This window comes from Serratia sp. CoH_122_TC_1 (assembly GCF_058191755.1).
The window spans coordinates 1-6,679 of the sequence record NZ_JBXWLA010000039.1; the positions used below are offsets into that span (position 1 = coordinate 1).

Here is a 6,679-nt window from a genome sequence, read left to right on the forward strand (position 1 = left end):
AACGCCTCAATGTGCGCCCTCACGGCGCTTTTGCTGCACTCGCAGTGGTCAGCGACATGCTGATAGGAAGGCCAGCATTCGCCCTTGTCGTTAGCGTTGTCGGCTATCTTGATCAGCACCAGCTTGCGCAGTGGATTACCCACTTTGATGCTCATAGCCTGCGCCATCAGGTTCATGCTCATACTTCGACTCGCTTAAATTTTTCTCTAAATCGCTCAAGTGGCTGCATGCATTCATACGGATAGCCCTCTCGCATAAAAATCACCTGTTGCGCATTCCGATCCCAGCGAATGACAGTCACGCGATTGCCGCGGTCATCCAGATAAATTCGGTTTAATGGGACGGATTGGCTCATGGTTAACTCGCCATCAGTTCGGATGCGTAGCGCTCAGCAATCCACTGAATACCGCGTGGCGTTACCCGGGTCTGCGTAAAGGCGTGACCAGACTGCTCGGCGGTACCGGTTTTGACGGTGAAGTTTCCTGAATGGTGATGACTGGCATACGGCAGCAGGTTGCCGGATTGACGGAACAGAACCTTGTCGCGGATAAGGGCGTCGATCATGGCTCTTTCTGGCATATTGAGAACTTTGGCCGTTGCGCGGAGACTTTTAGAACCAGCGGTTTCAACATAGTGATCAACAAAAGCCACTTTCGGAGCATCTTCCTGCACCTTCTGTTCAAGCGCGGCTTTTTGTTCAGCTATATCCGCAGCCAGGCGAAGGGCCTCAGGGAGGGTCTGCGGCATTGCCGGACCCCGTTTTTGTTTCAGGATTTCAAGAACATTGCGGCGGACAGCCTTGGATTCTCGCATACCGACCAATACAGCCTGATCGTTGGAAATACGGAGTTGCTCCGACTTGGTTCCGTTCAAATTTTGAACTACGAAACTTTCGTAGTGGTCACCTTCAAGCTCATCTTTCACACGCAAAACAAAATCGTTGTTACGTACCGGCTTCTCTCCATGAGCAGAGCGTGCTTGATTGATAATCCCCAGAAGCTCATCAGTGCCGATAAACTCGCCACCGGCCAGAGCAACGTTATTGCCAGGTGCTGTACTGTTTGCCATAATCAGGTTCTGGTTTGTCAGATCGACCTTGCTATGGTTGCTTTGATAGTTCATGACATTCCTCTCTTATGTTAGAAAAGTGATGGCCGACCAGTTGCAGCTGTTCGGCTTTTTGCTTTCTTACCCGCCTTCTCTGGCTTTTCTTCCTTCGTACAGCTCGCAAGTGAAAACTGCCTGGCACGGGTGAGACAGTCGTCGAATGCCATCCCCTTGCGACTCGCCTGCGACATACGGCGATAGTGATCAGCACCATGATTTGCCCCCCCCCCTGAGCTACTGCCTCGCTGAATCCCTCAGCCATCAGTTGCCGCTTGATGTTGTCGTAAACAAAAGTGTCCCGGGCCATAAAGCCCCCTATTCCGTTTTTGGTTCCCGGATGCCTTCCAGCATGGAGATAAGCTTTTTAGCCACCTCGCCGGTTAGCACTACGTTCTGTTCGCACCCTGTTTGAGCAACGCAGCCAGCAGGCAAACCGAGCTGGGAAATCATCCGGCAGGCCAAACCCACCAGCCTTACCTTCTCCCTACTCAGCCCTGACGGGTGAATCCCCATATCCAGTGCCAGCGGCTTGTTACCGCGAATAATTGCCTCTTTGTGAAAGAAGCTTTCCAGTAACTCAGGCTTGCAGTTGATGCGTACTGAATTGCTACTTGTTGCGATTGATTCCATTTACAATTTCCGTTGTCTTACAGTGATGGTTGAACAATTGGCGATTGGTTATCACCGGCACGTTCATGCGCTTTGTGGGTGCGGGAATAATTCAGGTAGGTCAGGACGGATCTCGTGAGCCTTAACCTCTCCGCCAGTAGCAGTCACGATGGCTTTTACTTTTTCAGGCGACACCATTCCGCCATTCAACCATTTGTGAACTGCCGGCTGACTCACGCCACACTCGTCGGCAAGCCTTTTCTGGCTACCAACGATACTCAAGGCTCGCTGGATAACTAAATTCATGGAATGGCCTCTTTCGGTTATTGAATAAAAATAATCATAACCAAAGTTATGCTTAGTGTCCATAACCATTGTTATTTGAGTTGTCATAACTGTGGTTATATATTGCTTTTATGAAAACATTTGCTGATCGTCTAAATGCTGCGATGGAATTCGCTGGGGTTTCTCAGGGGAAGCTGGCTGCCATCATTGGTGTATCGCAACCTGCAATACAGAAGATGACATCTGGTAAAACGCGGGGAAGTAAAAAAATTCTTGAGATAGCCTCTGCTCTTGGAGTTCGAGCTGAGTGGCTAGCAGATGGCTCGGATCCTATGCGAGAGGATATGTCCCAACCTAAGGGCCATGATTTAATGGATCGCTTTAAGGCGGGTTCTGATATCTATCGTATCGAGGTTCTTGATTTAGTGGTTAGCGCTGGTCCGGGTCGCTATATGCTTTCCGAGACCGTTGAGGTTTTGAATGCCATTGAGTTCACATCTGACCGAGCCAGGGCGTTATTCGGTAGCCGAACAGCTGATGATGTAAAGGTCATGACCGTAGATGGCGATAGCATGTACCCCACCATAAAATCAGGTGACAGGTTGTTTTTCGATGTATCTGTACGTGAGTTCACTACAGATGGCGTCTATGCATTTGTGTACGGAAAAACATTCCATGTGAAGCGCTTACAGATGCAAGGAACAAAGCTTGTGGTTCTTTCTGACAACCCGAACCTTGAGCGGTGGGAAATTCGAGAAGATACGGAAGACCAATTTTACGTGATGGGGAAAGCTTTGCTGCATGAGTCGATCATGTACGGAAAGTTGTAACCAGTGGGCTGATAAGGTGTTTGGATGAGGTATGTTGATTCATTCGCAGTTGTTTAAGCGCCACGGCTAGCAGCGAGAAGTGTTGAGTTTTAAGCTTAATTAGCTGTTATCACAACAATAGAAGTTTAGGGTAACTGCATGAACCACATAAATAAAGTATGCTTTGCATACCCAGTTATGTACCAAGATGGGATGACAAAGGAGGAGTCTTGCATTCCCTCTCCTCTCTTTACAAACATTGATTACGGTACTAAACACGCGATGCTTGTCAATGTCGGGCTATTGATTACCTTAAAATCTAAAATACATATAAATGTAACAGTAAGCCACGTAAGTGAAGATGGCAAAGATGAGCCTTCGGATGGAGAAGGTAAATTTGAGAATCTCAAAACCAGCATTTTACATGACGGTCAAGCGATTACTCTAACTTCTTTGTTTCTCCCTAGTGTTTTGTTTGAGAAATCAGGTGAGTACGTAATACGTGTAAATCTCTTTGGGTCTGATTGTGAAGGAAAAAAAATAGATAAACCCATTGATAGCTATCGCAGCTACTTCTACGTTTTGTTAAAGGATTGTGATTAGCGTGGCTGACTTCAAAATTGTGAATGCCGACGGCACACTTGCAGAATCATCTCTTTACCGCCATCATGAACCAATTCATGGTAGTGGTAATGGGGGCGGCGGCGATATGACAGATCGCATTGACAGACTAGCAAAAAAAGTAGACTCAATAGAGTCTACTTTGTCGCGCCTGAACGAAAACATGACACGTATAGAGTCAAAGATTGAAATTCAATCTGTTAAATTCACCGGCTCTCTCGATCTGCAATCTCAAAAACTATCCTCCGCCTTAGAGTTACAAGCTCAGAAGCTTTCAGGAACGTTAGAGCTGCAATCCCAAAAGTTGACTGATGCCATTGATAAGCAGGCAATCATTTTTGATGGGAAATTGAAGGATCAGAAGTTAAGCATGATCCTTTGGATTCTTGGATTGCCAAGCCTGGTGTTCACAGCTTACAAACTTTATGAAACATTCAAACCAAGCTAACCTAACCAACACAACCCGGCCACTGAGTCGGGTTTTTTGTGCCCTACTCTTCCAGAAGCTTTACAGCTAACCCCATCATCTGCATCTGATCCTCATCCCACTTATCCAGCCCCTTCGCTAGTTCAGTCCGAATCACGTCAGCGATAGCCACCTTCTTCGTCTCATGCCCTTCTGCCACCATTGCAAATACCACATCACCCACGATGCGACACATCTCCTGATAGCGAATTTGCGCTTGCTCTTCGTAGTTCATGCCAACTTCCATCAAGTTTTTCCGATAGTAGCGCTTTAAAAATAGAAAATAAATTCCTTTTGCAATCACATAATTATAACTTTTATTATGATTTTTATAAATCAAGTTATTGCCCTAACTCATAACCTAAGTTATCTTTATCCCATCGACAGCAACAACGTCACCCCAAACCACCGGGTCGCTCTTTAACAATCAGAACCGCATGACAGGCCAACCGCAGCGCCCTGGCAAAACGAAATAGCGCCGGTACGGATACTAGGCAGGTGGGTGAGTCGCCCGCGGGCGATAGCTTACGCAGAGGATTACGCAGCGAGAGGCTGATAAGTCATGCAAACAACTGGAGTTAACATCATGAAGATAATGGATTTCTTAGAAAAGCACCTTGTCGTAAACGGGATGCTGATTGGAGCATTAATTAGCTTCGTCGTCGGAATTCTCATTCCACCACTCACAGTATTTTTTAAGTGGTGGTCGTCAATTTTCGGCGTGTAAAGCAAGTGGATTTACCCTGCTGCTGCCAATACGGGGCGGTAGGCATAAGACCACTACACAGCAGAGGGTTACACGATGCAACTCGAACAGAACGCCAATTGGCAGACCAAATCTCGCGGCGACAACGACAGCGAATATCAGATTTACCTGGCCTGCGCTGATGACGGCAAAGGCAACGAATTCATGACCGGCAAGCCGTTGAAATCTTATGACGAGTGGCTGGCCAGCTAATACCCACCGCGCCCTACGGGGCGCACTGAGGCAATCATGACTTTTAATCAAATCGTCTGGACTGGCGTGTTTGTCTTGTGCGTCGCGTTCTGGTCGGTAATTGGCATCCTCATCGCCGGGTAATACCGGCGTCTCACTTATCTGGTGGCGTATCGTTCCGGTTCTAATTTTAACCTACACAGTATAAATCCCCGGTTCGATGCGCCACCAGGTGCGTGAGTCATCACAAGCCTGCTCAGTACCACTTCCCTTGTCATCCTTTGCCCCGCTAGTCGGGGCTCTTTTTTACATCAATAAAGGCGCTGCCCTGCTCCAGTGTGCTGGAACCGTAGGGAAACCGAGCGCGTGCATCAACTCAGGCAGTGCCTTTACCCATGTAAATTTCATTGAGAGGACATGTTATGACACCTATTCCACGCATTAGCAGTGAGCGTTTGGCGACGCTGCCAGCCGGTACACGCCTGAAGTTTGTCGATCAGGTGATCACCTTTAATCGCTGCAATAACGGACAGGTCAGTTATACCCAACCAGACGGCACCATTAGAGAAACCAGTGATTTTGTTATTTCCAACGCTGCAACTGAGCATCTGAGCGCTGTGCGTTGTGAATGCTGCGGCGTATTTCTGCAACCTAATGACGTTAAGATAACAGTGATTCAACGCTATAGAAAGTCAGAGGTATTACTGGCCTGCGCAGACGGGCTTTGCACTCAGATTTATCAGTCTCGCCAGCAAACACCTCAACGCCGCGCCATTCAGAAGAAAGTTTGGCGGTCAGTATGGTGAGTCTAAACGCCCGCATTCAGCATAAATATGACCTCACAGGGGGCGATTTCGCCCCTAAACGTCACCACGGGAAACACCTCTTCTACCTGCTTATTTTTACTTTGTGCCTGCTCACTGCTGGCGCTGTCTGGAGTTAATCATGGTGATGACACTCAAGCGTTATAACCCTGACTTTTCACTGAGCATTTCTCATGAACTCGCTTATATGCGTGAAACCCCGGAGGGCGGCTACGTGGCACACGGTGACTATGCAACGTTGTTTTCTGAGCTGGAATTGGTGAAGGCTGAGCGCGATGCGTTGCTGGCGGAGAATGTGACGATGAAGCGCACGCTGACTGGTGAGGCGTATATCGATTTCATCAAGCAGAACGAATGGAACCCAGGCGTGAAAACGGTCAACGGTAAATTTTCATGCTTCATGGATCCGGAAGTCGATTTCGGCTCGATGGTTTTTTCGTTCGCAAAATGTCTGATCGATAACGTTACAACCCCAGCCACTGACACCGCCCTTGCCGCTATCGAAGCGCGGGGAGTGGAGAAGTCAGTAGAGCGAATCACCATCCTCATGAATCACCAGGCACCTGCTGTGGCTCATGTAATAAATGCTTTGAATATTTTGGCCACCGAGCTGCGGGAGGCCAAATGAAAGAGCTTAACTTTGACCCAACCGACCCTGACAAAATGAAACTCCCCTCCGGTAAGACGTGCGGAGATTGTGCGCACATACGCCGCTGCAAGGCAATTTTCGGTCACGTTGAAACAGACGCTTACTGCGACTGGTCGCCATCTCGCGCGGTGTTCATGGACAAGGTGGAGGTGCGTGATGCCAGCAAATGAACTGAAGCCCGGAAGCCCAGGAGAAAGCAGCCAGTTACCAGCCGCGAGGGATTTTATCGGTTCTCATCACCATGCGCATGGCTGCTTCATATCTGGCACCTTCCTCTTGACTAGCGCCAGCCTCTGATGCGCGGATGAATTCTTCCATTAGATGACGAGCAAGCATGTCACGGTCGATTTCACCATTGCCCTCGTGAATTAA

13 protein-coding genes are annotated in these 6,679 nt (G+C 48.3%); 7 read left to right on the top strand and 6 right to left on the bottom strand.

Going from position 1 to position 6,679, the window contains the following annotated elements; all coding sequences use genetic code 11:
• The 5 genes from AC2FC2_RS26555 to AC2FC2_RS26575 form a co-directional block, all read right to left on the bottom strand.
• Positions 1-182, bottom strand: a 182-nt coding sequence (locus tag AC2FC2_RS26555; protein ID WP_490660170.1) for a helix-turn-helix domain-containing protein, incomplete at its 3' end; no start/stop codon positions are given.
• Positions 179-355, bottom strand: a complete 177-nt coding sequence (locus AC2FC2_RS26560) for a DUF4222 domain-containing protein (protein WP_490660171.1) — start codon at positions 353-355, stop codon at positions 179-181. The genes AC2FC2_RS26560 and AC2FC2_RS26555, both read right to left, overlap by 4 nt.
• A gap of 2 nt (positions 356-357) precedes the next feature.
• Entirely contained in the window at positions 358-1,122 is a 765-nt protein-coding gene (locus tag AC2FC2_RS26565) for a phage antirepressor KilAC domain-containing protein (RefSeq protein ID WP_490660172.1), read from the bottom strand.
• A 300-nt stretch (positions 1,123-1,422) separates the two neighbouring features.
• A complete protein-coding gene (locus AC2FC2_RS26570) occupies positions 1,423-1,737 on the bottom strand; it encodes a hypothetical protein (RefSeq protein WP_404759491.1) in 315 nt (104 codons plus the stop codon).
• 63 nt (positions 1,738-1,800) lie between these two features.
• A complete protein-coding gene (locus AC2FC2_RS26575; RefSeq protein ID WP_490660180.1) occupies positions 1,801-2,022 on the bottom strand; it encodes a transcriptional regulator in 222 nt (73 codons plus the stop codon).
• Between the two features lie 110 nt (positions 2,023-2,132).
• Here AC2FC2_RS26575 and AC2FC2_RS26580 point away from each other — a divergent pair, with 110 nt between their 5' ends.
• The 3 genes from AC2FC2_RS26580 to AC2FC2_RS26590 all read left to right on the top strand — a co-directional run bounded on the left by AC2FC2_RS26580 (position 2,133) and on the right by AC2FC2_RS26590 (position 3,879).
• Complete coding sequence (locus tag AC2FC2_RS26580; protein WP_490660173.1) at positions 2,133-2,831, top strand: XRE family transcriptional regulator; 699 nt, start codon at positions 2,133-2,135, stop codon at positions 2,829-2,831.
• Positions 2,832-2,969: 138 nt separating this feature from the next.
• Positions 2,970-3,413 (top strand): hypothetical protein, encoded by a 444-nt coding sequence (locus tag AC2FC2_RS26585; RefSeq protein WP_490660174.1) that lies wholly within the window; start codon positions 2,970-2,972, stop codon positions 3,411-3,413.
• 1 nt (position 3,414) lies between these two features.
• Entirely contained in the window at positions 3,415-3,879 is a 465-nt protein-coding gene (locus AC2FC2_RS26590) for a hypothetical protein (RefSeq protein ID WP_490660175.1), read from the top strand.
• A 43-nt stretch (positions 3,880-3,922) separates the two neighbouring features.
• Here the strand turns inward: AC2FC2_RS26590 and fumD are convergent, their stop codons facing one another.
• Complete coding sequence (fumD, locus tag AC2FC2_RS26595) at positions 3,923-4,132, bottom strand: fumarate hydratase FumD (protein WP_490660181.1); 210 nt, start codon at positions 4,130-4,132, stop codon at positions 3,923-3,925.
• A 567-nt stretch (positions 4,133-4,699) separates the two neighbouring features.
• On the opposite strand from fumD, the gene AC2FC2_RS26600 reads away from it, so the two are divergent.
• The 4 genes from AC2FC2_RS26600 (at position 4,700) to AC2FC2_RS26615 (ending at position 6,477) form a co-directional block, all read left to right on the top strand.
• Positions 4,700-4,855: a hypothetical protein gene (locus tag AC2FC2_RS26600; protein ID WP_490660176.1), complete on the top strand. Its 156-nt coding sequence runs from the start codon at positions 4,700-4,702 to the stop codon at positions 4,853-4,855.
• Positions 4,856-5,256: 401 nt separating this feature from the next.
• Entirely contained in the window at positions 5,257-5,640 is a 384-nt protein-coding gene (locus tag AC2FC2_RS26605; protein WP_490660177.1) for a hypothetical protein, read from the top strand.
• A 139-nt stretch (positions 5,641-5,779) separates the two neighbouring features.
• Complete coding sequence (locus AC2FC2_RS26610; protein ID WP_490660178.1) at positions 5,780-6,286, top strand: hypothetical protein; 507 nt, start codon at positions 5,780-5,782, stop codon at positions 6,284-6,286.
• Positions 6,283-6,477, top strand: coding sequence for a hypothetical protein (locus AC2FC2_RS26615; RefSeq protein ID WP_490660179.1), 195 nt, complete (start codon positions 6,283-6,285; stop codon positions 6,475-6,477). Before AC2FC2_RS26610 ends, AC2FC2_RS26615 begins: the two co-directional genes overlap by 4 nt.
• Positions 6,478-6,679: the final 202 nt, after the last annotated feature.